Source organism: Actinomycetospora sp. ABD4_176, from assembly GCF_056311855.1.
The window spans coordinates 3,994,989-4,019,438 of the sequence record NZ_CM149974.1 but is presented as its reverse complement, the minus strand read 5'-3'; the positions used below and the strand labels follow the sequence as shown (position 1 = coordinate 4,019,438).

The window sequence follows — 24,450 nt, the reverse complement described above, 5'->3', positions numbered from 1 at the left end:
CCCACAACGCGTCGTCGACCCGCCCGTCGCCGTCGAAGTCGAGCCTCACCGCGTCCGGCGCACCTCCGGGCGGGCCCGCTCCTCCGGGCAGGTCGGCGTCGGCGGGCGAGACGTGCCGGTGGACCGGGCCGTGCCCGGTGCCGAACACATAGCTGACCGCTGGGGATCCCACACCGGGTTCGACGCAGCTACTCCCCGGACGGTTCCCCCGACCCGATCCCCTCCGCGGCCGCCCAGGCCAGCAGCTCCGCGCGCGCCTCCTCGTCGGAGAGCGGGCCGCGCTCGAGGCGCACGTCCTTGAGGTGACGCCACGCCCGCCCGACCAGCGGCCCCGGCGGGATCCCGAGCAGCTCCATGATCGCGTTGCCGTCGAGGTCGGGACGGACCCGCGCGAGGTCCTCCTCCTGCGCGATCCGCGCGATCCGCTCCTCGAGCTCGTCGTAGGAGCGCTGCAGCGCGGCCGCCCGGCGCTTGTTGCGCGTCGTCGAGTCCGACCGGACGAGCTTGTGCAGCCGTTCGAGCAGCGGCCCGGCGTCGGTGACGTAGCGGCGCACGGCGGAGTCGGTCCACTCGCCCTTGCCGTAGCCGTGGAAGCGCAGGTGCAGGAACACGAGCTGCGCGACGTCCTCGATGACCTGCTTGGGGTAGCGCAGCTCGCGGAGGCGCTTGCGGGTCATCTTGGCGCCGACGACCTCGTGGTGGTGGAAGCTCACCCGCCGCCCCGGCTCGACCTTGCGGGTTGCGGGCTTGCCGATGTCGTGGAGCAGCGCGGCGAGGCGCAGCACGAGGTCCGGGCCGTCGGTCTCGCGCCCGATCGCCTGCTCCAGGACCGTCAGCGAGTGCTCGTAGACGTCCTTGTGCTGGGCGTGCTCGTCGATCTCCAGGCGCATGGCCGGCACCTCGGGCAGCACGACGTCGGCGAGCCCCGTGTCCACCATCAGCTCGATCCCGCGCCGCGGGTGGGCACCGAGCAGCAGCTTCGAGAGCTCGGCCTGCACCCGCTCGGCGGTGATCCGCCCGAGCTCCGGAGCCATCTCCGTCATCGCCTCCCGCACCCGCGGGGCGACCTCGAAGCCCAGCTGCGAGACGAACCGGGCGGCGCGCAGCAGGCGCAGCGGGTCGTCGGAGAACGACGTGCGCGGTTCGCCGGGGGTGTCGAGGACGCCGCGGGCCAGCGCCGCGAGCCCGCCGTACGGGTCGACGAACGTGCGGTCGGGCAGCGAGAGCGCCATGGCGTTGGCGGTGAAGTCGCGGCGCACGAGGTCGCCCTCGACGGTGTCGCCGAACGCGACCACCGGGTTGCGGGTCACGCCGTCGTACGCGTCGGCGCGGAACGTGGTGACCTCGCACGTCACGCCCCGACGGACCAGGCCGATCGTGCCGAACGCGATACCGGTGTCCCACACCGCGTCGGCCCAGCCCGCCACGATCCGCGCGATGGCGTCCGGGCGCGCGTCGGTGGTGAAGTCGAGGTCGGTCGAGTCCCGCCCGAGCATCGCGTCGCGCACGCTGCCCCCGACGAGGTAGAGCCGGTGGCCGGCCTCGGCGAACCGCCGCGCGAGCTCGTCGGCCACGGGGGAGTAGCGCGTCATCTCGACCACCGCCGCATGATCGGCGCCGGTCGTGGACGTCGGGGCTGGCGCGGGTCCGGGCACGACAGGACAGGCTACCGCGAGCGGGGAGACTCCTTGAGGACACCAGGTCCCCGGGGAACGACACCCGCGCGTCGACCCGGCGACAGATCCCCGTCACCGCGGGGGCGCCGTACGATCGCGGGCGTGTCCACCCCGTCCCGCCGGTCCGGCGACCGGCGCCGGCGGGGCTCCCGGCGGCGGATGCGCACGGTCGACGAGACCTCGGCGGGAGGCCTCGTCGTCGACGCCACCGGGGCCAGCGCGGCCCTGATCGGCCGGCTGGACCGCCGCGGGCGCCTGCTGTGGTCGCTGCCGAAGGGTCACCTCGAGGAGGGCGAGACCGCCGAGCAGGCCGCCGTGCGGGAGGTCGAGGAGGAGACCGGCATCATCGCGTCCGTGCGGGCGTTCCTCGGCAGCATCGACTACTGGTTCGTCGCCGAGGACCGCCGGATCCACAAGACGGTGCACCACTACCTGCTGCGCGCCCACGGCGGCGAGCTCTCCGACGCCGACGTCGAGGTCACCGAGGTGGCGTGGGTGCCGCTCGCCGAGCTCGACTCCCGGCTGGCCTACGCCGACGAGCGCCGCCTGGTGCGGCGCGCCGCGCAGATCCTGGAGGAGTCGGCGTGAGCCCTCCCCGCGGCCCGCGGGGAGCCCTCCGACGTCCTCTCGCCCTGCTCACGACCCTGGTCGTGGGGGTGCTGCTGCTGCTCACCGCGCCGCCGGCCGCCGCCGCGCCGGAGGAGCCCCGCGTGGCGCCGGTCGAGGTCGTCCTCGACACGCTCGCGCCGCGGACGGTCACGACCGACGGGCCGGGCGAGGTCGTGGTCACCGGGCGGATCACCAACCGGTCCGCGGTCACGGCCCGCGACGTCGGTGTCCGCCTCGAACGGGGTCCCGCGCTCTCGGGGAGCCGGGCGGCGCTCGGGGTGCTCGAGGGGCCGGGAGGGTCGGGGGGCGCGTCGGGGGGCGCCGCGGTGCGCACGCCGTCGGTCGAGGTCGCGCGGACGATCGCGCCCGAGGCCGTCGTGCCGTTCACCCTCCGGGTGCCGCTGACCGGCCCCGACTCGCTCGCCCTCGCCGCGCCCGGGGTGCACCCCCTGCTCGTCGACGTCGACGGCGCGCTCGGCAGCACCGGGCCGACCCGGCTCGGTGCGGTGCGGTTCCTGCTGCCCGTGGTCGGCGTCCCCGGCGAGGGACCGCCCGCCGCCCCGCCGGTCGGGCGGGCCACCGCGGTCTCGGTGCTCTACCCGCTCGCCGACCGGCCCCGCCGCCTGCCGGTCGTGCCCGGCGCGCCGACCGTGCTCACCGACGACGACCTCGCCACCTCCTTCGCCTCGGGCGGCCGCCTCGCGGGGCTGGTCGACGCCCTCGGCCGAGCGGCCCCGCCGGGCTCCGCGGCGGCGCGCTCGGTGTGCCTCGCCGTCGACGCCGACCTGCTCGAGACCGCGAGCGCGATGACCGGCGGCTACCAGGTCCGCACCGCCGACGGCGGCACCACGCCCGGGCTGGGCGCCGCCGCCGCGGACCGCTGGCTCGACGCCGTGCGTGCCCAGGCCCGCGGACGGTGCGTGGTGGCGCTGCCCTACGCGGGCACCGACCTCGTGGCCACCACCCGCGGCGACCAGCCCGACCTGACGGCGGCCGCGGTGTCGACCGGCACCCGTCGCGTCGGCGACGTCCTCGGCGTCACCCCGCTCGCCGGCACGGTGTGGCCCGCCGGCGGGCTCGTCGACGAGCGCACCGTCACCGGGCTCGCCGGACAGGGCGCCCGCGCCCTGCTCGTCGACGGCGACGTGCTCGACGGGCGGCTGCCGGCCGGCGCGCTCGCCCGGCTCCCGGGCGCCCCCGGTGCCCCCGCTGCACCCGCTGCCCCCGCTGCCGTCGCCCTCGACCCCGTCGCGGCCGCCGCGCTGGCGCCGCGCCCCGGCGACGAGGCCGGCGGCGCCGACGACACCACGAGCCCCGCGGGCACCGGCGGACCGCTCGCCGCCCAGGACGCCCTCGGGGTGCTGGGCCTGCGCGCGCTGCAGGAGCCGCCCGCGGACGGGACGCCGGCGGTCGAGGTCGTCGCCCCGCCCACCGACTGGGCCGCGAGCACCGGCGAGGCGGGCGCGCTGCTCGCGGGCGTCGACGAGCTCGCCCGCCTCGGCCTGGCCCGCCCGGTCGACCTCGCCACCCTCGTCGGGCCGATCGGCGCCGCGACGCCCCTCCCGCCGACGGCCCTGGCCTCGCCCGAGCGGGAGATCGACGGGGTGGCGGCACCGGAGCTCGTCGCCCGGGCCGGCGTCGTCCGCGACCGCCAGCGCGAGCTCCTCGCGGCCACCGAGCGCGACGGGGTGGGCGCGCCGTCGCCGTCGGACTTCGTCGAGCCGCTCACCGCCGGCGTGCTGCGCAGCCTGTCAGCGGCGTGGCGCGGCGAGCCCGCCGTGCAGGAGGCGCAGGTCGCAGCGGTGGAACGGCAGGTCGACGAGCTGCGCTCGCTGGTGCGGGTCGCGCAGCCGTCGGGGTCGTACTCGCTGGGCTCCAACGACGCCCCCCTGCTGCTGACCGTCGAGAACCGCCTGCCCGTGGCCGTCCGCGTGCAGGTGGTGCTCGAGCCCACACCCGGCCTGCGGACCGCCTCGCTGCCCGTCGTCACCGTGCCGGCGTTCGGGAGCCGGCAGGTGCAGGTCGAGGTCGAGGTGACGCGCGCGGGCCAGTTCGCGGTGGACGCGCAGGCGCAGACACCGGGGGGTGAACCTCTCGGTCCCACGGCTCGTCTGCTGCTGCGATCGACCGCCTACGGCACGATCACGGTGTGGTTGACCGCGTCCGCAGCCGTCGTGCTGGTGATCCTGGCGAGCGTGCGGATCGCGCGCCGGGTGCGGGCGGCCCGAGGCGACCGGAGGTCCCGCCGCAGGCGCCACCGGGACACGGGAACGACGACGGGCGCGGATCTCCCGACCCGCGAGCTGCAGAGACGGTGACGGCCCGCGAACCGGGCCGCCGGCCGGACGACCCGCCCGCCGACGAGACGGGGCGGGGCACCGGACGCGAGACGGGGCGGGCCGGCGCCGACGCCGCGGCGCCCGACGTCGTCCCGCCGCCGCCCCCGCCGGGACAGGCGGGTGGCCCGCGGCCGCCCGGACCCTCGGCCCCGGGTGGGGGAACGGGTCACCAGGGACAGCCGGGGCAGCCGGGTCCTCCGCCCGGCGCGGGACGCCCGGGCCCACCAGGAGCGTCGACCCCGGGGCCGCCGGGGCCGCCGGGACCACCGACCGCGGGCCCGCCGCGACCGTCGGGCGCCGCGTCCCCGCCCGGCCCGGCGCCCGCTGGACCCGCTGGACCCGCTGGACCCGCCGGACCCGCCGGACCCGCTGGACCCGCCGGACCCGCCGGACCCGCAGCGCCCCACGCCGCGCCGCCCCCCGTGCCGCCGGCGCGACCCGGCGGGCCGGGACGCCACGGCCCGCCGCCGGGCGGTCGCCCGGGGCCACCGCCCGGGGGCCCGGCGGGCGGCAGCCCGCCGCCCGGGGGACCTCCCGCCGGCCCGCCCCCCGGTCCGGCCGGGCTGACCCGCCCGATGCCGCGGACGCCGGGCTCGAGCGCGCCCGCACCCCCACCGCGCCCGCCCGGCTCGCCCGCGGCCGCGTCGGCGTCCGAGCCGTCGACGACCGGACTGACCGCCCCCACCGCCGCGGTCGAGGCGGTCGAGGCGGCCGAGGCGGCCGACGCCGCCGACCCCGCCGCCGGGACCACCGCCGCGCCGGATCGTGCCGCGCCCGACCCGCACCGCACCGAGGTGCTCCCCACCGGGCCGCGCGACGAGCGCACGATCCGCCGGGCCCGCCCGGCCCCGCTCGCGTCGTGGAACGTCGCCGGGTCGCTCGAGGAGACCGTGCTCCTCCCGCGCCCGCCGCTCGAGCAGGACGCGCCCGCCGTCCCCGCGCCGCGCAAGCCCGCCGACGACCCGGGCCGCGACGACAAGGCGCTGGTCAAGGCGTCCGGCGGCATGGCCGTCGCGACCCTGGTCAGCCGCCTCACCGGGTTCCTGCGCACCCTCGGGCTGACCGCCATCGTCGGCCTCAACCTCGTCGGCAGCTCCTTCAACGTCGCGAACACCCTGCCGAACATCATCTTCGAGCTCCTGCTCGGCGGGGTGCTGACGAGCGTCGTCATCCCCGTGCTCGTCCAGGCCGCCAAGGACGACGGCGACCAGGGGGACGCGTTCGCCCAGAAGCTCCTCTCGGGCGCGAGCGTCGGCCTGCTCGTGGCGACGACGCTCGCCGTGGTGGCGGCGCCGCTGCTCATCCGCCCCTACCTGGCCGAGGACGTCGACGTCGAGCTCGCCGTCGACTTCGCCTACCTGCTGCTGCCGCAGATCTTCTTCTACGGCATGGGCGCCCTGTTCGGCGCCATCCTCAACTCGCGCGGGAACTTCGGGCCCGCGGCCTGGGCGCCCGTCCTCAACAACCTCGTCGCGCTCGTCGCGCTCGGCATCTACGCCGTCCTGCCGTCGCCGCCCGAGGGCATCTCCACGACGCAGCTGCTGGTGCTGGGCATCGGCAGCACGCTCGGCATCGTCGTGCAGGCCGCCGTGATGCTGCCCGCGATGCGTCGGGTCGGCTTCCGGTGGAAGTGGCGCTTCGGCTGGGACCAGCGCCTGTCGGCCTTCGGCGGGCTCGCCGCGTGGGTGGTCGGGTACGTGCTGGTCAGCCAGGTCGGGCTGGCGTCGATCCTGCGGGTCGCCTCCGGGTCGGACGAGGGCGGTCCGGCGATCTACAGCTACGCCTGGCTGCTCATCCAGGTGCCCTACGGCGTGCTCGGCGTCTCGCTGCTCACCGCGTTGATGCCCCGGATGAGCGCCGCGGCGGCGAACGGGCGCATCGACCAGGTCGTCGCGGACCTCTCCCTGGGCTCGCGGCTCTCGACGGTGACGTTGCTGCCGGTCAGCGCGCTGCTCACCGTCTTCGGGTCGCAGCTCGGCGTGGCCCTGTTCAGCATCGGCCGCTCCGGGCCCGAGGGCGCCGCCTCGCTCGGCGGGGCGATGGCGGCCTCGGCGTTCGGCCTGCTCCCGATGGCCGTCGTCATGCTCCAGATGCGCGTGTTCTACGCGATGAACGACGCCCGCACCCCGACGCTGATCATGGTCGTGATCACCGCGCTCAAGGTGCCGATGGCCTACCTCTGCCCCGTGTTCCTCCCGCCCGAGCAGGTCGTCCTGGGCCTCGCGGCCGTCAACGCGTTCGGGTTCGTCGTCGGCCTCGTCGTCGGCAACATCTGGTTGCGGATCCGGCTCGGCCACCTCGACACCCGCCGCGTGCTGCGCACCTTCGTGCTGACCCTCATCGCCTCGCTGGTGTCGGTGCTGGTCGCGGTGCTGTGCGTGACCCTGCTCGAGCGGGTCCTCGGCAGCGGCACCTCGCCGGTGCTGGGGGCGTGGCTGGTGCTCGTCACCGGGTCGGCGGTGTTCCTGGCCGCCGTCGCGGTCGCCATGCGGCTGCTGAAGGTGCCGGAGCTCGACCCGGTGGTCTCGCGGCTTCGCCGTCTCCTGGGCCGGGGGCGGACGCCGGCCTCGTGACGTGTGCTCGCCGGGGTCCGGGGCAACCCGCCACCGGGGTGGCGCGTCCCCCGTAGCGGCGCACGAGTCCCGTAGGCTCGCACGACGTCCGAGGGGGAGGTGAGGGAGCTGGCCGGCGACACGTCGGGGGAGCGCCCGTCCCCGCCCCACTCGTCCGAGGAGACCGAGGTCGCGCTGCCGCCGACGCCTGCTGTTCCGCCGCGACGCACCGGCGTCGGCCTGGACGGTCCGACCACCCACGTCTCCCGTGTCGCGGGCTCGTCGACGCCCGAGGCCTCGCCCGCGGGGAGCAACGGCAGCTCCTCCTCGGGCACCAACGGCAGTGCCGCCGGCGCGACCAGCGCCAGCGTGAACGGCAGCACCACCGGCGGGTCCAGCACCACCGCGGCGCCCCCCACCCCCGCCGGGGGCGGCGCGGGCCGCGCGCCACGAGGCCCGGCCGCGCAGGGCCCCGGACCGGGCGGTCCGCCGGGTCCGCCGTCCGGCCCCTTCCCGGCGCCACCCCGCCGGCCGCCGCGCGGTGCGGGCGGCCCGCAGCGGCCCGGCCCCACGTCGGGTCCGATGGCCGCCGCCGGCCCGCTCATGCCCGGCACGCTGCTGGTCGACCGGTACCGCCTCGTCGCCGAGGTCGGGCGCGACCGGCAGGCCGACGCCGCCCTGTGGAAGGCCCGCGACGTCGTGCTCGAGCGCGACGTGGCCCTCACGCTGCTCGTCGGCACCTGGCAGGGCGACGCGAAGGCCTCGGCGGCGCTGTCGCGGGCGACGCGGTCGGCGCACTTCGAGCACCCGCACGCCGCCCGCATCCTCGACGTCGTCCGGCCGGGCAGCACGGCCCTGCCGACGGGGGTCCTCGGCGCCGCGGTGGCCGAGTGGACGCCGGGCCGCGACCTCGCCGAGCTCGTCGCCGACGGCCCGCTGCGGCCCAGTGCCGCCCTGCGGGTCATCGAGCCGCTCGCCGACGCCGTCGCCGCGGCACACCGCTCCGGGCTCGTCCTGGGCCTCGACCACCCCCAGCGCGTGCGCGTCAGCGCCCGGGCCGCGACGCGCCTCGCGTTCCCGATGCCCCGCGGCGAGGCGACGAACGCCGACGACGTCCACGGCCTCGGCGCCCTGCTCTACCTGCTGCTCACGGCCCGGTGGCCCGGGGCCGAGGGGAGCCGGCCGCCGGCCGGCCTGCGCCTCGCCCCGCACGGCCCCGACGGCACGCCGGTGTCCGCCCGCCAGCTGCGGCCCGACCTGCCGGTCGAGCTCGCCGCGCTGGTCGACCGCACGCTCGACGAGCACGGCGGCATCCGCACCGCGGCCGCGGTGCACCGTCTCGTCACCCAGATGCGCGCGGGCCTCGAGGACGACGGCGTGCTGCTGCCGGTGCTGGAGGACGGGCAGACCATCGACGCGGACGACCCCGCCGAGGTCTGGCACGACGAGGCCCACCCCGAGCCCGGCCCCGACCCGTCGCGGCGGCGCAAGCTGCGCGTCGGCGTCACCGCGCTGGTGCTCGCGACGCTCCTCATCCTCGGCTTCCTCAGCTACCAGATCATCTCGGTCGTCGCCGGTGGCGGGCAGTCCGGGCCGCCGGTGGTGGTGATCCCGCCCGAGCCCTCGGCCCCGAGCGCCGCGCCGGCCCCGGCGCCCGCGCCGTCGCCGATCCCTGCGCCGGTCCCGGCCGGGCCGGTGCAGCTGTCGAGCGTCGCGGTGTACAGCCCGGCGGGCAGCCCCGACAACCCGACCCGCATCAACCGCGCGGCCGACAACGACCCCGAGACGACGTGGTCGACCTCGGAGTACCGCCAGCAGCTCCCGGCCCTCAAGCCCGGCATCGGCATGATGACGACCTTCACCGCGCCCGCCCCGGTGTCCGCGGTGACGGTCCGCTCGCCCAGTCCGGGGACGCGCATCGAGATCCGGGCCGCGCCCGCAGCGGACGTGCCGCTGGCTCAGACCCAGCTGCTGGGCGCCGGCACGGTCCCCGAGGACGAGGAGGTGCTGCGGATCCCGCTGCAGGCCGCCCCGCCGACCGGCAACCTGCTCGTCTGGATCACGGCGCTCGGCGAGGAGGACGACGACGAGTACGTCACCGAGCTCGCCGACGTGACGATCGAGCGCGCCGGCCCCTGAGCCGTCCCCGGGGCAGCTTCACCGAACGGCCCCGGCCGCGGGCCGGGGGCGGCTAGCGTCGCGAGCCGTGCCCGACCTGCCCGATCCGCGCAGCGACCGCGAGCTGCTCGCGGCGCACGTGGCCGGTCAGCAGGGCGCGTTCGACGAGATCGTGCGCCGGTACGCCGAACGTCTCTGGCTGCTCGCGTTCCGGACCCTCGACCACCGCGAGGACGCCGCCGACGCCGTCCAGGAGACCTTCGTGTCGGCCCTGCGCAGCGCGGCCCGCTACCGCGGCGACTCGGAGGTGTCGACGTGGCTGCACCGGATCGCGGTCAACGCCTGCCTCGACCGCATCCGCCGGCGGCGCACCCGCGCCGTGGAGCCCCTGGCCGGGCACGACGTCCCCACGCCCCGCGACGGCATCGACGACCACCTCACGCGCCTCACCGTCGCCGACGCCCTCGCCGCGCTGCCCGACGGCCAGCGGATGGCGGTGGTGCTGGTCGACGTGCACGGCTTCTCGATCACCGAGGCCGCCGCCGTCCTCGGCGTGCGCGAGGGCACGGTCAAGAGCCGCTGCGCCCGGGCGCGGGGGCGCCTCGCGGGCCTCCTGGGCCACCTGCGGCCGCGGGACGCCCCGACCGGGCCGCGGACCCGGGAGCCGGGTCGGGGGAACGGCACGGGTGCCGGCGACGTCCAACACACGAGCGGGTCGGAGCGCAGGGGAGGTGGACCGTGAGCGACGAGCAGCAGGACGACCGGCACAGGACCGGGAACGATGCCGGGAACGACGGCGCGACCGGGCCCCGCCCGGCGGATCTGCCCGACCCCGCCGACCCCGTGGTCGCGGCGGCGCTCGCCCGCACCCGGGCGGACCTCGCCGACCACGGCGCCCGCACCCCGGCCATGCCCGCGGGGCTCGTCGACGACGTGCGGCGGGCGCTCGCGGCCGAGGCGACGGGACCGGCCGCGCCGGGCGCCGAGCACCCACCGTCCGAGCACCCACCGTCCGAGCCCCCACCGTCCGAGCACCCACCGTCCCCCGTGCGCCGGCGGGCGCCGGCCGGCGGGCTGCTGGCCGGCGTGGTGGCCCTCGTCGCCGCGGTGGTGGTGGCCGTCGCCGTCGCCACCGGCAGCCCGTCGGCACCGACTCCCGCGCCCACGGCCGCCCCCGCCCCACCCGGCGTCCCCACCCTGGGCAGCGGCGACGGGGTCTCGGCCCTGCGCGCGGGCCTCGGGCGCGCCGACTACGGCCCGCTCGCCGACGAGGGCCGGCTGGGCGGCTGCCTCGCCGCGCACGGGCTCCCGCCGGGCACGCGTCCGGTGGGCGCGCGCCAGGTGGTCGTCGACGGGCGGTCGGGCGTGCTCCTCGTCCTGCCGACCGGGGTGGCCGCGCGGTTCCGGCTGCTGGTCGTCGAGCCGGGCTGCGCGCCCGGGGCACCGCTCACCGTCTCCGACACGCTCGTCGGCCGGTGAGCGGGCCGGTACGGGGAATCCTGCCGGGGTGCGGGACGTTGACGCCCACGTGAGCGACCAGACCATCCACGACGTCATCATCGTGGGCTCGGGACCGGCTGGGTACACCGCTGCGGTGTACGCCTCGCGCGCCCAGCTCGACGTGCTCGAGTTCGAGGGCAGCCAGTTCGGTGGCGCCCTCATGACGACGACGGGCGTCGAGAACTACCCGGGGTTCGCCGAGGAGATCCAGGGCCCGGAGCTCATGGACCGCATGCGGCGGCAGGCCGAGCGCTTCGGGGCGGACCTGCGTCCCGAGGACGTCGAGTCGATGGACCTCACGGGTGACGTCAAGTCGGTCCGGGTGAACGGCACCGACCACCACGCCCGCTCCGTCATCCTCGCCATGGGGGCGCAGGCCCGGTACCTGGGCGTGCCCGGCGAGGAGAAGCTGCTGGGCCGCGGGGTCAGCGCGTGTGCGACCTGTGACGGCTTCTTCTTCCGCGAGCACGACATCGTCGTGGTCGGCGGCGGCGACTCCGCCATGGAGGAGGCGACGTTCCTGACCCGGTTCGCCCGGTCGGTGACGATCCTGCACCGGCGCAGCGAGTTCCGGGCCTCCGGGATCATGCTCGAGCGCGCCCGTCAGGACCCGAAGATCACCATCCGCACGGACACGGTCGTCGAGGAGGTCCTCGGCGAGAACACCGTCGAGGGCGTGCGGGTTCGCCACACGCTGACCGGCGAGGAGGACACGCTGGCCGTCACCGGCATGTTCGTCGCCGTGGGTCACGACCCGCGCTCCGCGCTCGTCCGCGACGTCGTCGACACCGACGACGAGGGCTACGTCCGCGTGGCCCTGCCCGGCACCGGCACCAACATCCCCGGCGTCTTCGCCTGCGGCGACCTCGTCGACCACACCTACCGCCAGGCCATCACGGCCGCCGGCAGCGGCTGCCAGGCGTCGATCGACGCCGAGCGCTGGCTCGCCGAGCAGCCGGACAGCACCCGCGACACCGCCCCGCCGCCCACCCCGGGCGTCGACGGTGCCGAGGTGGACGAGCTCGCGTCGATCCGCGCCCGCGACGGTGGCCCGGTGGCCCGCGCGGGTTCGGTGGACGAGGGATCGTCCGAGCCCGCCGGCCCGATCGACGCAGCCGTCCCCGCCCCGTCCTGACCGCCCGACCAGTCAATCGTCAACACCCGAGGAGAGCCGCGATGAGCGCGCCCGTGAACGTCACCGATGCCACCTTCGCCGACGAGGTCCTGGGCAGCGACAAGCCCGTCGTCGTCGACTTCTGGGCGACCTGGTGCGGCCCCTGCAAGATGGTCGCGCCGGTCCTCGAGGAGATCGCCGCCGAGCACGGCGACAAGCTGACCGTGGCCAAGCTCGACATCGACCAGAACCCGGCCACCGCGCGTGACTACCAGGTCATGTCGATCCCGACCCTGCTCGTCTTCCAGGGCGGCAAGCCGGTCAAGCAGATCGTCGGTGCCAAGCCGAAGTCGGTCCTGCTCGACGACCTCTCGGACGTCCTGGCCTGACGGAGCCGGGACACCCATCGATCCGTCTCCGCGGCGCCGGGCGGTCACCCCTCGTGGTGACCGCCCGGCGCCGTCGTGTGTGTGCCGGGCGAGCCCGAACCGTGACCCGCGACGACGCCCCGCTGCACGGCGTGACCCGCGCGGCAGGGCACAATGAGGCGTCAGTGAAGCGTGACGAGGTGTGGAGTCCGGACCCCGGACGCGGACGATCGGGAGCGAAGTGCATGCAGCTGCTCAGCCGCGGTGACGCCGGCCCGCCGGTCGCCGAGGTCCGGGCAGCACTCGAGGAGATGGGGATCCTCGAGCCGACGGGCCCCGGTCCGGCCCTGTTCGACGACCAGCTCGAGCAGGCCGTGCGCATCTTCCAGCAGCGCCGGGGCCTCATCACCGACGGCATCGTCGGTCCCGCCACCTACCGGGCCCTGCGGGACGCCCGCTGGGCGCTGGGCGACCGCATGCTGCTGCTCCACACCCAGCAGCCGCTCACCGGCGACGACGTGTTCTCACTGCAGGAGCGGCTGCTCGAGCTCGGGTACGACTCGGGCCGCGCCGACGGCGTCTTCGGCCGCCAGACCGAGCAGGCGCTGCGCAGCTTCCAGCGCGACTACGGCATGAGCCCCGACGGGATGTGCGGACCCCGCACCCTGCGCCACCTCGGCTACCTCGGCCGCAAGGTCACCGGCGGCCGCCCGGGCCTGCTGCGCGAGCAGGAGCGCCTGCACCGCGCGGGCCCGCGGCTCTCGGGCAAGCGCATCGTCATCGACCCGGGCCACGGGGGCGCCGACCGCGGTGTCTCGGTGGGCACCGGGGTGGAGGCCGTCACCGAGGCGGGGCTCGTGGGCGACATCGCCCGCCGCCTCGAGGGCCGCATGGCCGCCGCCGGCATGGAGGCGCTGCTCTCCCACGGTCCCGAGGACTGCCCCACCGACGCCGAGCGGGCCGGCTTCGCCAACTCCGCGGGCGCCGACGTCGTGCTGTCGCTGCACGTCGACGCCAACGCCAGCCCTGCCGCCAACGGCCTCGCCGCGTTCCACTTCGGCACCGGCACGGGCGCGACCTCGACGGTCGGCGAGGCCCTCGCGGGCTTCATCCACCGCGAGCTGCTGGCCCGCACCCGGATGCTCGACTGCGGGGTGCACCCGCGCCCGTGGGAGCTCCTGCGGCTCACGCGCATGCCCGCGGTCCGCGTGGAGATCGGCTACCTCACCAACGACCGCGACCGCGCCGCCCTGCTCGACCCGGGCTTCCGCGACGTCGTGGCCGAGGGGATCCTCGTCGCCGTCAAGCGGCTCTACCTGCTCGGGCAGGACGACAAGCCGACCGGCACGTTCACCTGGGCCGAGGTGCTCCAGCGCGAGAGCAACCGCCCGGCCGCCGCCCGCTAGGACGGCGGCCGGCCCGACGAACGCGGCGGGCGCGCCCGCTCAGCCGCAGCCCACGCGCGCCGGGGGCGCGGCGGCCGGGGCCGTCGAGATGGTCACCGAGCCCAGGAGCTGGGCGATGGCCGCCTCGACGTCCTCCTTCCAGTTGAAGCCGGTGCGCAGCTCGTAGCGCATCCGCGGCCAGCGCGGGTGGGGCGCGACCGTCTTGAAGCCCACCGCCCGCAGGAACGCCGCGGGCAGCACGCAGGTCGGGGTGTCCAGGTCGGTGCGACCGTGGCCCTCGGCGCGCGGGCGATCGGTGTCGTCCGCGAACGACTCGACGGCCTTCACGCCGCGACGGGTGAGGTCGCGGACGACGTCCTGCACCAGCAGGCGTCCGACGCCCTCGCCCGCGAAGTCGGGCAGCACGTGCAGCCCGCACAGCAGCACCGCGTCCGGGGACACGGGCGCGGTGGGGAACGCGGCGGCGCGCGGGACGGCGGTGGGCGGGGCGTAGAACGCGAAGCCGGCGGGGACGCCGTCGACGTGGGCGATCCGTCCGCACGAGCCCCACTCGAGGAGCACGCCGGAGACCCACGCCTCCTTCTCGAGCTCGACGGTGCCGAAGTCCTCCGCCTGGTCGCTCAGGTGCGGGGGGATCTCCCAGTAGACGCATCGACGGCACTGCTTCGGCAGCTCATCGATGTTGTCGAGGGTGACCCCGACACAGGTCCGCGACACGCGTTCCGCCTTCCCCGACGATGGTCGAGCTCGTCCGCGCCGTGTCCCGGCGAACCGATGCCCGCGAGGAGGATACGGGCACCGTCCCGCGTCGTCTCCGGCGCGGGGTCCCCCACGTGGACGAACCGGTCCGGACGATCGCCGCCACGGCCCGCCGCTCTCCGTCGATCTCAGGGCGCCCCCAGATCGACGCTGGGGGCCCCGACGATCAGTCCTGGGGTCCGGAGCCCGGGGAGGGCGCCGAGTCCATCAGACGCGCGATGCGCTCCAGATCGTCCACCGAACCGAACTCCACGACGATGCGGCCCTTGCGCTGGCCCAGCTCGACCTTCACGCGGGTGTCGAAGGTGTCCGACAGGCGCTCGGCGAGATCCTGGAGCCCCGGCGCGTGCATCGGCCGGCGGGCCGGCGCCTTCTTCGCCGGCGGCTGCCCGCCGCGGGCGAGCGTCACCGCCTCCTCGGCCGCGCGCACCGACAGGCCCTCGGCGACGATGCGCGCGGCGAGCTCCTCCTGCGCGCCCGGGTCGTCGAGACCGAGCAGCGCCCGGGCGTGCCCGGCCGAGAGGACGCCGGCGGCCACCCGGCGCTGCACCGCCACGGGCAGGCGCAGCAGGCGGATCGTGTTGGTGATCGCCGGGCGGCTGCGTCCGATGCGGTCGGCGAGCTGCTCGTGCGTCACGTCGAACTCGGTGAGCAGCTGCTGGTACGCCGCCGCCTCCTCCAGCGGGTTGAGCTGGACGCGGTGGATGTTCTCGAGCAGCGCGTCGCGCAGGAGCGTGTCGTCGGGCGTCTGCCGGACGATCGCCGGGATGTGCTCGAGGCCGACCTTCTGGGCCGCACGCCAGCGCCGCTCGCCCATGACGAGCTCGTGGGTGAGCGACGGCCCGCCGTCGGGAGCCGGCTCCGGGTCAGGCAGCTCGCGGACGACGATCGGCTGCAGCAGCCCGAACTCGCGGATCGAGTGCTCGAGCTCGGCGAGGGCCTCCTCGTCGAAGACCTGCCGCGGCTGGCGCGGATTGGCGCGGATGCCGTCGAGGCGCACCTCGCGGTACACCGCGCCGGCGACCTCGCCGGACACCTCGCCGGACACCTCGGGGCCGGGCGCCTCGGGGTCGGGCGCCGACCCATTGCTCGTCGGGGCCTCCGCCGGGGGCTCCGGCGTGCGCCGCGACCCGAACACGACGTCCGCGGCCTGGTTGCCGAGACCGTGCCGCGACGGGGCGGGGGCGCCCTCGGTCTCCGGGGGACCGGTCGGGATGAGGGCTGCGAGCCCGCGTCCCAGCCCGCCGCGCCGTTCGGTGCGCTCGCTCATCGCACTCCCTCACCCTCGCGCTGACGGCGCACGACCGCGCGCGCCGCGAACTCCCGTGCCGCGTCGAGGTAGCTCATCGCTCCTCGTGAGCCCGGGTCGTAGGTGAGCACGGTCTGACCGAAGCCGGGCGCCTCGGAGACCTTCACGCTGCGCGGGATGACGGTGCGCAGCACGACGTCGCCGAAGTGCGCCCGGACCTCGTTGGTCACCTGGTCGGCGAGCTTGGTGCGCCCGTCGTACATGGTCAGCAGGATCGTCGACACGTGCAGCTCGGGGTTGAGGTGCGACTGCACGAGCGCGATGTTGTTGAGCAGCTGGCTCAGGCCCTCGAGCGCGTAGTACTCGCACTGGATGGGGATGAGCACCTCGGGCGCCGCCACCATCGCGTTCAACGTGAGCAGGCCGAGCGACGGCGGGCAGTCGATGACGACGTAGTCGACGTCGAGCCGGTCGAGCGCCTCGCTCGTCAGGGCGTTCTTGAGTCGCGACTCCCGGTTGAGCATCGAGACGAGCTCGATCTCCGAGCCGGCGAGGTCGATCGTGGCGGGCACGCACAGGAGGTCCGACGAGCGCTCGCAGACGGCGGCGGCCTCGTCGATCGTCATCTCGCCGAGCAGGACCTCGTAGATCGAGGGGGTCCCGCTGCGGTGGTCGACGCCGAGTGCGGTGCTGGCGTTGCCCTGCGGGTCGAGGTCGACGACGAGCACGCGCGCGCCGTGCAGCGACAGCGCGGCCGCGAGGTTGACCGCGCTCGTCGTCTTGCCGACGCCGCCCTTCTGGTTGGCGACGGTGATGATGCGCCGCTCGGGGGGGCGGGGCAGTCGGTGGTCCTCGGGGTGCAGCACGCGCGCGGCGCGGGCGGCCTCCTCGGCGATCGGCGTCAGACCCTCGTCACCGTTCGGGTAGAGGACCTCGCCGGCGCCGAGCACGCCCGCCCCGACACTCGCCGCGGCGTCGCTGACGGCCTCGCGCACCTTCTCGGCGGAGGGACGGTCGGCGGGTGTTCCACGTGGAACAGAGCGGCTAGGTGTCGGTCGGTCGGTCACGGGCTCGATCCTTCCTGCCGCGCGCGCGGCGTCCGGAACCGGGGGAGGGGCCGCGTCGCTCGCTCCGGCTTACCAGCACGACGGTGGTCGCCGCTTCTCCCACGCCGCAGTGCACCACCCGTGGGTCGTCGCCACCGGCCGCGCGGATCTCCTTGAGGTCACGCTCGACCTCGCTCGCGGCGCTCGCGCCCTTCATCGCCGCCAGGATCCCACCCGGGCGCACGAGGGGGAGCGTCCAGGTCACGAGTCGCCCGATCGGCGCCACGGCCCGCGCCGTGACGACGTCGCTCTCCCCGCACCGGCGGCGGGCCTCGCGCTCCTCGGCGCGCCCCCGGACCACGGTGACGGTCAGCCCGAGCTCCTCGCAGACACGCTCCAGCCACGCCACCCGGCGCGCCATCGGCTCGAGGAGCGTGATCGCGAGGTCGGGGCGGGCGAGGGCGAGCGGGATGCCGGGCAGGCCGGCGCCGGACCCGACGTCGACCACCGACGCGTCGGCGGGCAGGACCTCGCCGACCGCGGCGCTGTTGAGGACGTGACGCTCCCAGAGCCGTGGGAGCTCGCGGGGACCGATCACCCCCTGCTCGTGGCCGGGCCCGGCGAGCAGCGCGACGTAGCGCTCGGCGGCCGCGAGGCGGTCACCGAACACCGCCGCGGCCGCCGCCGGGGTCGCCGGGACCGCCGACACCTCGACGGGACCGCTGCCGTCCGCGGCCCCGTCGTGGGTGGTGCTCATCGCCGTGTTCCACGTGGAACGTCACGCCGGATCGGACCGCTCACCGGTCTCAGCCCGCCGGGTGGACCACGACGCGACGGCGGGGCTCCTCGCCCTCGCTCTCGCTGCGCACCCCGCCGACCGCGGCGACCGCGTCGTGCACGATCTTGCGCTCGAACGGCGTCATCGGCCGCAGCCGCTGCGAGCGGTGGGTGTCCTTGGCCTCCTGGGCGGCGGTGCGCCCGAGGTCGGTCAGCTCCGAGCGGCGCTGCGAGCGCCAGCCGGCGACGTCGAGCATGAGGCGGTTGCGGGCACCGGTGGACTGCTGGACCGCCAGGCGCGTGAGCTCCTGGAGCGCTTCGAGGACGTCGCCGCGGGCGCCGACGAGCTTCTCGAGGTCCTTGCCCCCGTCCACGCTGACCACCGCGCGGCCGGCCTCGACGTCCAGGTCGATGTCCCCGTCGAAGTCGAGGATGTCGAGCAGGCGCTCGAGGTAGTCGCCCGCGATGTCGCCCTCGCGGACGAGCTGGTCCTCCGAACTGCGCTCGGCCCGCGACGCGTCCTCCGCCGGGCCGTCGGTCCGGGCCGAGCCGTCCTGCTCCTGCTCCTGGTCCTGGTCCTGGTCCTGCTCCTGCTCCTGCTCCTGCTCCTGCGACGCCACCGTCTCCGACACGCCGTCTCCTTCCGCCGGGCCCCGGAGGGCCGTCTGGCACGCGCTGCGCCGCTCCGCGCGCGTGCGGGTCCGTGTCCGGCTCGCGCGGCCCGGGGGCGTGCGCGATGGCCGGGGCCCGTGTCGGCGGGGGACGGTCCGGCCGTCCGCACCCGCCGCCCGCGGGCTACTTCTTCTTCTTGCCGCGCTTGCCCTGGCCCGAGGACGCCAGCTGGCCGCCCTTGCCGCCGTTGCCGCCGGCCTTGCCCGGCCCGCCGGCGGAGCCGTGGGAACCGTTGCCGCCGGACGCCCCCGACCCGTTGCCGGCACCGTTGGCGCCGCCGCGGGCGACCTTGCCGGGCGTCGCGGTGCCGGTCCCCTGCCGGGCGGCGCCGCCGTTGCGGGCGGGACCGACCTTGCCCGGCGCGCGCCGGCCCGAGCCCTTGCCGGGCTTGCCCCCGCCACCGGCCTTCGCGCCGGCCGTCGTGCCGGCCGTCGCCCCCGCGGCCGGCTGCGCGTCGGGCACGTCGCTGTCCGCGTCGACGGCGTCGTCCCGGCCGTCCCCGACGACGACCTCGTCGGCCGACTCCTCCGCGCCGGTCTCGGCGGTCTCGGTGGTCTCGGTGGTCCCGGAGGTCCCGGAGGTCCCGGCGGGGCGTCGGCGCTGCGGCTTCTGACCGACCTGCGGCTTCTGGCCGACCTTCGGGGCCATCGCGTCACGCTGCTCGCGGGCCTGCTCGCGCAGCTCCTCCTCCTCGCGGGCGATCTTGCGGTAGATGAGGAACTGCTGGGCGAGCGTCCAGGTGTTCTGGCTCAGGAAGTAGATGAGGATCGCGACCGGGAAGAAGACACCGAAGATCAGCAGGCCGGCCGGGAACAGCCACATCGTGATCTTGCCCATGATCGCGGCCTGCGGGTTCGCGGCGGCCGCCGGGCTCTGGTGCTGCTGCGAGACGCGAGCGGTGAAGTGCGTCGCCACCGCCGCGGCGATCATCAGGGGGAGCGCCACCGGCAGCACGCTCGCCTGGAAGTCACCGAAGGTGAACGAGAAGCTCCCGGGCGCGGGCATCCCGCCGGCGACGGCCTCGTTCAGCCGGACCCCGAAGATGTCGGCGTTGGTGAACGACTCGATGTCGGCGCGGTCGAAGACGTAGTTGTAGGGGAAGTTCGGCTGGAAGCCCCGCAGCACGTGGAACAGACCGATGAACACCGGCAGCTGGACCAGCAGCGGCAGGCAGCCCCCGAGCGGGTTGACCCCGTGCTCGCGCTGGAGCTTCTGCATCTCCTCCGCGAGCTTCTGCCGGTCGTTCTTGTACTTCTCCTGCAGCTTCTTGATCTGCGGCTGGAACTCCTGCATCTTGCGCATCGAGCGGACCTGGCTGATGAACGGCTTGATCAGCAGGGCCCGGAGCGTGAAGACGAGGAAGATCACCGACAGGGCCCACCCGAGGCCGCTGGCGGGCCCGAGGACGAAGCCGAACACCTCGTGCCAGAACCACATGATGGCCGACACGGGGTAGTAGATGAAGTTCAGCACGACTCTCGCTCCTCGTGGTGGGGGGTCTCGGCCCCCGTGTCGGCGGCGCGGCGGGGCCACCCGCACCGCGTCCGGTGCCCGCGGGGCGGCACCGGGTCCAGGCCTCCAGGGTGCCAGGGGGCGCACTTGGCCACCCTGACCAGGGTCAACCCCGTGCCGATCACGACCCCGTGCGTCCGCAGCGCGCCGACGGCGTAGGCGCTGCAGGTGGGGTGGAAGCGGCACGACGGCGGGAACATCGGCGAGATCCAGCGCTGGTAGAAGCCGAGCACGGCGACGAGCGCGCGCACGGCGACCGACGGCCGACCGACGGCGCCCGGCTCCCGGGCGTCAGCGGCGGGCGGTTCCCCCGCCGCGCCGTGCACCGGTGCCCGGTCCTCCACCGATGCCGTCCTCCTCGTCGCGACCACGGCCGCCCGCCGTGGGGATGCCGAGAACCCGTCACGCGGCGCTCCCGGTCGTGCGCTCCATGGTGCCCGTCCGCGGGCCCGGAAGCGACCGCCTGCAGGGCTCCCGCGGTCGGCCGTCGCCACCGTGGGAGCATCCGCCCCGTGTCGATCGACGGAGGGGCGGCCACCGAAGGACGCAGTGGTGGGGCGGACGGACCGTCGCCGGGCGTGCCCGCGGGGACGCGTCGCTCCCGCACCGTCCACCGGGTCCTCGCGGCCGCCGCGCGTCGGGGCTCCGCCGTCGAGAAGGAGATCCTCGGCCTCGCGGACCTCGTCGGCCCGGGCGACGTGTGCCTCGACGTCGGCGCCGAGTTCGGCCTGTACACCCACGTGCTCGCCGACCTCGTCGGGCCGGGCGGCGCGGTCCACGCCTTCGAGCCCCAGCGCGCCGCACACCGGGCGCTGCGGCTCGGCGTCCGCGCCGCGGGCCTCTCGTGGGTGCGGCTGCACCGGGTCGCGCTCGGCGCCGTCCCCGGGACCGCGGAGCTCTCCGTGCCCCGCCGCCGCGGCCTGCCGGTGCACGGCCGCGCGTTCGTGACGGCCGGGGCGTGCGACGACGGACCGAACCGGGAGTTCCCGGGGCGGCGCCTCGAGGTGGTCGCGGTCGAGACCCTCGACACCGCCGTCGCCGACCTCGTGCCGGGCCGGCTCGCGCTGGTCAAGGCCGACGTGGAGGGTGCGGAGGGCGCGCTGCTCGACGGCGGCGCCGCGACGCTCGCGGATCACCGACCGCACCTGCTGCTCGAGATCGAGGATCGGCACACGCGCAAGTACGGCGTCGGCGCCGACGCACTGTTCGATCGGCTCACGGGCGAGCTGGGGTACCGCGGCCACACCTGGGCGGCGGGCTGGCGGCCCGTCACGGGGATCGTCGACACCGAGCGGAACTACCTGTTCAGTCCGTGAGCCGCAGGCGGGCGAGAGCGGCGTCGAGGTCCTCGCCCAGCTCGGCGGACGTCGCGTCGGCGGCCGCCGGCTGCGCGCGAACCACCAGGTCCGTCCCGGCCGGCAGCGCCTCGAGGCGCGGGCGCAGGAGGTGACGCAGCCGCCGGCTGACCCGGTGGCGCGTGACGGCCGGACCCACGCCACGGCCGACGACCAGCCCCGCGCGGGCCGGCCGGTCGGGCGTCGGGGGGACGTCCGCGGGCGGCAGCGCGTGGACGACGAGGCGGCGGCGCCCGGCACGGCGTCCGCGGCGCAGCACGAGGCGGAAGTCCTGGGGCCGGGTGATCCGGAGCGGGCGCGGGAGCACGAGGGCGTCAGCGGGGAGGGGCGCGGGGACCCGGCACACGACGACGGGACCGCGTCCTGCCAGGAGCGGTCCCGTCGTGGGGTCGTGCCAGCGGGTCGGACCCGCGCGCGATCAGGCGCTGAGGGTCTCGCGGCCCTTGCGGCGACGCGCGGCGAGCACCGCACGGCCGGCGCGCGTCCGCATGCGCAGCCGGAAGCCGTGGGTCTTCGACCGCCGACGGTTATTCGGCTGGAACGTGCGCTTGCCCTTGGCCACTTTCGGGTTCTCCTGCTCCAACGCGTCGCGTGAGGGCGACACCACGGTTAGTCACGGATCGGATCCGGCCACCCGCACGGCAGCGGCTCCGCTTCGCGACCAGGGTAGCCGGTGCTGCGACCGGGTCGCCCACCCCGGGTCGGCACCGCCGTCCGGGGGAGGTTGTGGGCGTCGCGGGGAGCTTGTTAGCGTCCACCACTCGCCGAGGGTGCGACCTCGGCCCGGGGCCGGCGGAGTGGCTCCAGCGGGGGGTGGAGGACCCGGGCGTCGGGGGGCGCCCGTCGCACCCGCTCGCCACCCTCAGCGCGCCGTCGTGCACAGTTGTGGACAGGGCTGTGGACACGTGTGCCCAGCGACGGGTCGGCAGTACCCACGACGGTGTCAGGGGACGGAGGGGGTGCGGTGTCGGACCAGCTCTTCGACCTCGACGAGACCTGGGGTCAGGTCGTCGCCGAGCTCACCGCCGGCTCGGGCGACGGGGCGACGCTCTCCCCGCAGCAGCGGGCGTGGGTGCGCGTGACCCGCCCGCTCGGTCTGCTCGACGACACCGCGCTGCTCGCCGCGCCCAGCGAGTTCGCCAAGGAGGCGATCGAGCGTGCGCTGCGCGACCCGATCGTCGCCTGCCTCTCGCGCCACATCGGCCGGCCCGTCTCGCTCGCGGTGCGCGTGGACCACAGCGCCCGCCCGACGCCGGACATCGGGCCCAGCACGTCGCCGCTGCCGCGGGTCTCGCTCTCCGCCGACGGCGGTCACCCGACGAACGACGGCCACCACCCCGACACCGGGCCCGACACCGGCTACCTCGCCGCGACCTCGTCGCCGAGCGCACCCACGTCGTCCCACCGCGCCGAGGCGATCGCCGCGGCCGCCGGCGTCGGCCGGGTCACCCACAACCCGGACCGCGCGCACCCCGAGGAGGAGGTCGACGAGGTCCGCGAGGGCCTCGCCGCCGTCCACGAGATCTGGGCTCCGCGCACGCCGGGCGAGCCGGTCGGCGAGATGCGCGACACGGGCCCGGACCCGGCGCGCGGCGCCCCGCGCTCCCAGACCCGCCTCAACGAGAAGTACACCTTCGACACGTTCGTCATCGGGGCGTCCAACCGGTTCGCCCACGCCGCGGCCGTCGCGGTGTCCGAGGCGCCGGCGCGGGCGTACAACCCGCTGTTCGTCTGGGGCGACTCGGGGCTCGGGAAGACGCACCTGCTCCACGCCGTCGGCCACTACGCCCAACGCCTCTTCTCGGGCATGCGGGTGCGCTACGTGTCCACCGAGGAGTTCACGAACGACTTCATCAACAGCCTGCGCGACGACCGCAAGGTCGCCTTCCAGCGCCGCTACCGCGACGTCGACGTGCTGCTGGTGGACGACATCCAGTTCCTGGAGGGCAAGGAAGGGACCCAGGAGGAGTTCTTCCACACCTTCAACACCCTCCACAACGCGAACAAGCAGATCGTCGTGTCCTCGGACCGCCCGCCCAAGCGGCTGGAGACGCTCGAGGACCGCCTGCGCACCCGGTTCGAGTGGGGCCTCATCACCGACATCCAGCCCCCCGAGCTCGAGACCCGGATCGCGATCCTGCGCAAGAAGGCCGCCGGCGAGCGGATGGCCGCGCCGCCCGAGGTGCTCGAGTTCATCGCCGACCGCATCGAGCGCAACATCCGCGAGCTCGAGGGCGCGCTGATCCGCGTCACCGCCTTCGCCTCGCTCAACCGGCAGCCGATCGACCTCCAGCTCGCCGAGATCGTGCTCCGCGACCTCATCCCGGACTCGCGCCAGTCCGAGATCACGGCGCCGACGATCATGGCGGTGACCGCCGAGTTCTACAGCGTCTCCATCGACGACCTCTGCGGCCCCGGCAAGACCAAGGCGCTCGCCCTGGCCCGCCAGATCGCCATGTACCTCTGCCGCGAGCTGACCGACCTCTCGCTGCCCCGGATCGGGCAGATGTTCGGCAACCGCGACCACACCACGGTCATGCACGCGGACAAGAAGATCCGCAAGGAGATGGCCGAGCGCCGCCGGACCTACGAGCAGGTCCAGGAGCTCACCGCGCGCATCAAGCAGCGCGCCCGCAGCTGAGGCCAGCGACGCGGGAGCTCGCCCCCGAGGAGGCAGCGAACGGCACCCTCGCTGCCTCCCAGGCAGCCGGGGACGCCCCTCGCCGACCCTCGACGCGTGGGGGCGCCCAGGACGCAGCCAACGCCACCCTCGCTGCCCCTCCGCGCGCCCGGGCTCGCGCCGGGCCCGAGATCTCACGCTGCGTCGAGATCGGGCGTCACCTCGAGCGACGGACGGTGACCACTGGAGCAGGCCCGACGCGCCGAGACGACGGTGCCGCGCGCCGGGCTCCGTGTGCGGTAGCACACCGCGATCGTTCGACTCCCGATCGACCCACAGCTGGGGACAAGTCTGTGGACATCCGCCGCCCGGCGGTGGAAACGGGCGGGACGAGCCGGACAGCACGCGGTCCGTCCACCGGACACGCCGCTCCGTCCCCGGATCCGGGCACCGCCGACGCGGAGGTGTCCACACCGGAACCGGCCGCCCGACCTGCAGCGATCGCCCCGATCCACACCACGCACAGGACTTACTACTTCTACTGTTCTTCTCTCTTCGGAGAACGACAAGAGAACAGGTGGTGTGGACGCGTGGAGCGCGCCACGCCGAGGACGCGGCTCGACCACCCGAAGGGCGACCCGATCGGCCCGCACCGAGACCGGGCCCGGAGTGTCGGACCCCTCCTGCACGCTCTACCGTGATGCACCCGCGCCGGGGTGCGTCACCGCCCGACGGCACCGCGCCGGACGGAACTCGGCCACCGGCCCAGCAGGGGGAG

Annotated in this window: 21 protein-coding genes; 11 read left to right on the top strand and 10 right to left on the bottom strand. The window is 75.8% G+C overall.

The annotated features are described in order from the left end of the window. Positions 1–188 precede the first annotated feature (188 nt). Positions 189–1,655, bottom strand: coding sequence for a CCA tRNA nucleotidyltransferase (locus tag ACYX4T_RS19515; protein WP_476010933.1), 1,467 nt, complete (start codon positions 1,653–1,655; stop codon positions 189–191). 180 nt (positions 1,656–1,835) lie between these two features. Between ACYX4T_RS19515 and ACYX4T_RS19510 the strand changes: the two genes are divergently transcribed. From ACYX4T_RS19510 to ACYX4T_RS19470, 9 genes are all read left to right on the top strand, one after another. Next, positions 1,836–2,264 (top strand): NUDIX hydrolase, encoded by a 429-nt coding sequence (locus ACYX4T_RS19510; RefSeq protein WP_274234531.1) that lies wholly within the window; start codon positions 1,836–1,838, stop codon positions 2,262–2,264. Further along, entirely contained in the window at positions 2,261–4,603 is a 2,343-nt protein-coding gene (locus ACYX4T_RS19505) for a DUF6049 family protein (protein ID WP_476010932.1), read from the top strand. Before ACYX4T_RS19510 ends, ACYX4T_RS19505 begins: the two co-directional genes overlap by 4 nt. Before the next feature lie 596 nt (positions 4,604–5,199). Next, complete coding sequence (murJ, locus tag ACYX4T_RS19500; RefSeq protein ID WP_476010931.1) at positions 5,200–7,197, top strand: murein biosynthesis integral membrane protein MurJ; 1,998 nt, start codon at positions 5,200–5,202, stop codon at positions 7,195–7,197. A 99-nt stretch (positions 7,198–7,296) separates the two neighbouring features. Continuing rightward, positions 7,297–9,315, top strand: coding sequence for a protein kinase family protein (locus ACYX4T_RS19495; RefSeq protein ID WP_476010930.1), 2,019 nt, complete (start codon positions 7,297–7,299; stop codon positions 9,313–9,315). A 67-nt stretch (positions 9,316–9,382) separates the two neighbouring features. Next, positions 9,383–10,036, top strand: a complete 654-nt coding sequence (gene sigM, locus ACYX4T_RS19490) for an RNA polymerase sigma factor SigM (RefSeq protein ID WP_476010929.1) — start codon at positions 9,383–9,385, stop codon at positions 10,034–10,036. After that, positions 10,033–10,773, top strand: coding sequence for a hypothetical protein (locus tag ACYX4T_RS19485; RefSeq protein ID WP_476010928.1), 741 nt, complete (start codon positions 10,033–10,035; stop codon positions 10,771–10,773). Before sigM ends, ACYX4T_RS19485 begins: the two co-directional genes overlap by 4 nt. Before the next feature lie 49 nt (positions 10,774–10,822). Continuing rightward, positions 10,823–11,929 (top strand): thioredoxin-disulfide reductase, encoded by a 1,107-nt coding sequence (trxB, locus tag ACYX4T_RS19480; RefSeq protein ID WP_476010927.1) that lies wholly within the window; start codon positions 10,823–10,825, stop codon positions 11,927–11,929. A gap of 41 nt (positions 11,930–11,970) precedes the next feature. Then, positions 11,971–12,297, top strand: coding sequence for a thioredoxin (gene trxA, locus ACYX4T_RS19475; RefSeq protein ID WP_274203755.1), 327 nt, complete (start codon positions 11,971–11,973; stop codon positions 12,295–12,297). Between the two features lie 224 nt (positions 12,298–12,521). Continuing rightward, complete coding sequence (locus ACYX4T_RS19470) at positions 12,522–13,682, top strand: N-acetylmuramoyl-L-alanine amidase (RefSeq protein WP_476010926.1); 1,161 nt, start codon at positions 12,522–12,524, stop codon at positions 13,680–13,682. 39 nt (positions 13,683–13,721) lie between these two features. Here the strand turns inward: ACYX4T_RS19470 and ACYX4T_RS19465 are convergent, their stop codons facing one another. The 7 genes from ACYX4T_RS19465 to yidD all read right to left on the bottom strand — a co-directional run bounded on the left by ACYX4T_RS19465 (position 13,722) and on the right by yidD (position 20,041). After that, entirely contained in the window at positions 13,722–14,399 is a 678-nt protein-coding gene (locus ACYX4T_RS19465; RefSeq protein ID WP_476010925.1) for a GNAT family N-acetyltransferase, read from the bottom strand. A gap of 208 nt (positions 14,400–14,607) precedes the next feature. Continuing rightward, positions 14,608–15,711, bottom strand: coding sequence for a ParB/RepB/Spo0J family partition protein (locus ACYX4T_RS19460; protein WP_476010924.1), 1,104 nt, complete (start codon positions 15,709–15,711; stop codon positions 14,608–14,610). After that, positions 15,708–16,640: a ParA family protein gene (locus ACYX4T_RS19455; RefSeq protein ID WP_476015314.1), complete on the bottom strand. Its 933-nt coding sequence runs from the start codon at positions 16,638–16,640 to the stop codon at positions 15,708–15,710. Before ACYX4T_RS19455 ends, ACYX4T_RS19460 begins: the two co-directional genes overlap by 4 nt. A gap of 94 nt (positions 16,641–16,734) precedes the next feature. Next, a complete protein-coding gene (gene rsmG / locus ACYX4T_RS19450; protein ID WP_476010923.1) occupies positions 16,735–17,493 on the bottom strand; it encodes a 16S rRNA (guanine(527)-N(7))-methyltransferase RsmG in 759 nt (252 codons plus the stop codon). A gap of 49 nt (positions 17,494–17,542) precedes the next feature. Further along, complete coding sequence (locus ACYX4T_RS19445) at positions 17,543–18,145, bottom strand: Jag family protein (RefSeq protein ID WP_476010922.1); 603 nt, start codon at positions 18,143–18,145, stop codon at positions 17,543–17,545. Positions 18,146–18,308: 163 nt separating this feature from the next. Beyond that, positions 18,309–19,658 carry a membrane protein insertase YidC gene (gene yidC, locus ACYX4T_RS19440; RefSeq protein ID WP_476010921.1) on the bottom strand — a complete coding sequence of 450 codons (1,350 nt, stop codon included), beginning with the start codon at positions 19,656–19,658 and terminating at the stop codon, positions 18,309–18,311. Beyond that, a complete protein-coding gene (yidD, locus tag ACYX4T_RS19435; protein WP_476010920.1) occupies positions 19,652–20,041 on the bottom strand; it encodes a membrane protein insertion efficiency factor YidD in 390 nt (129 codons plus the stop codon). Before yidD ends, yidC begins: the two co-directional genes overlap by 7 nt. Positions 20,042–20,275: 234 nt before the next feature. On the opposite strand from yidD, the gene ACYX4T_RS19430 reads away from it, so the two are divergent. After that, positions 20,276–21,013, top strand: coding sequence for an FkbM family methyltransferase (locus ACYX4T_RS19430; RefSeq protein WP_476010919.1), 738 nt, complete (start codon positions 20,276–20,278; stop codon positions 21,011–21,013). On the opposite strand, the gene rnpA is transcribed toward ACYX4T_RS19430, so the two are convergent. Both rnpA and rpmH read right to left on the bottom strand, forming a co-directional pair. Continuing rightward, a complete protein-coding gene (rnpA, locus tag ACYX4T_RS19425; protein ID WP_476010918.1) occupies positions 21,003–21,359 on the bottom strand; it encodes a ribonuclease P protein component in 357 nt (118 codons plus the stop codon). The genes ACYX4T_RS19430 and rnpA overlap by 11 nt on opposite strands. 111 nt (positions 21,360–21,470) lie before the next feature. Beyond that, positions 21,471–21,614 (bottom strand): 50S ribosomal protein L34, encoded by a 144-nt coding sequence (rpmH, locus tag ACYX4T_RS19420; RefSeq protein ID WP_133826811.1) that lies wholly within the window; start codon positions 21,612–21,614, stop codon positions 21,471–21,473. Positions 21,615–22,016: 402 nt separating this feature from the next. Here rpmH and dnaA point away from each other — a divergent pair, with 402 nt between their 5' ends. After that, the gene (dnaA, locus tag ACYX4T_RS19415; protein ID WP_476010917.1) at positions 22,017–23,693 is read left to right on the top strand and encodes a chromosomal replication initiator protein DnaA; all 1,677 of its coding nucleotides are present in this window, start codon (positions 22,017–22,019) and stop codon (positions 23,691–23,693) included. Positions 23,694–24,450: the final 757 nt, after the last annotated feature.

Coding starts and splice junctions, on each gene's coding strand:
- trxA (WP_274203755.1), top strand. CDS start 11,971: ATGAGCGCGCCCGTGAACGTCACCGATGCCACCTTCGCCGACGAGGTC.
- ACYX4T_RS19510 (WP_274234531.1), top strand. CDS start 1,836: ATGCGCACGGTCGACGAGACCTCGGCGGGAGGCCTCGTCGTCGACGCC.
- ACYX4T_RS19460 (WP_476010924.1), bottom strand. CDS start 15,711: ATGAGCGAGCGCACCGAACGGCGCGGCGGGCTGGGACGCGGGCTCGCA.
- rsmG (WP_476010923.1), bottom strand. CDS start 17,493: ATGAGCACCACCCACGACGGGGCCGCGGACGGCAGCGGTCCCGTCGAG.
- murJ (WP_476010931.1), top strand. CDS start 5,200: ATGCCGCGGACGCCGGGCTCGAGCGCGCCCGCACCCCCACCGCGCCCG.
- ACYX4T_RS19470 (WP_476010926.1), top strand. CDS start 12,522: ATGCAGCTGCTCAGCCGCGGTGACGCCGGCCCGCCGGTCGCCGAGGTC.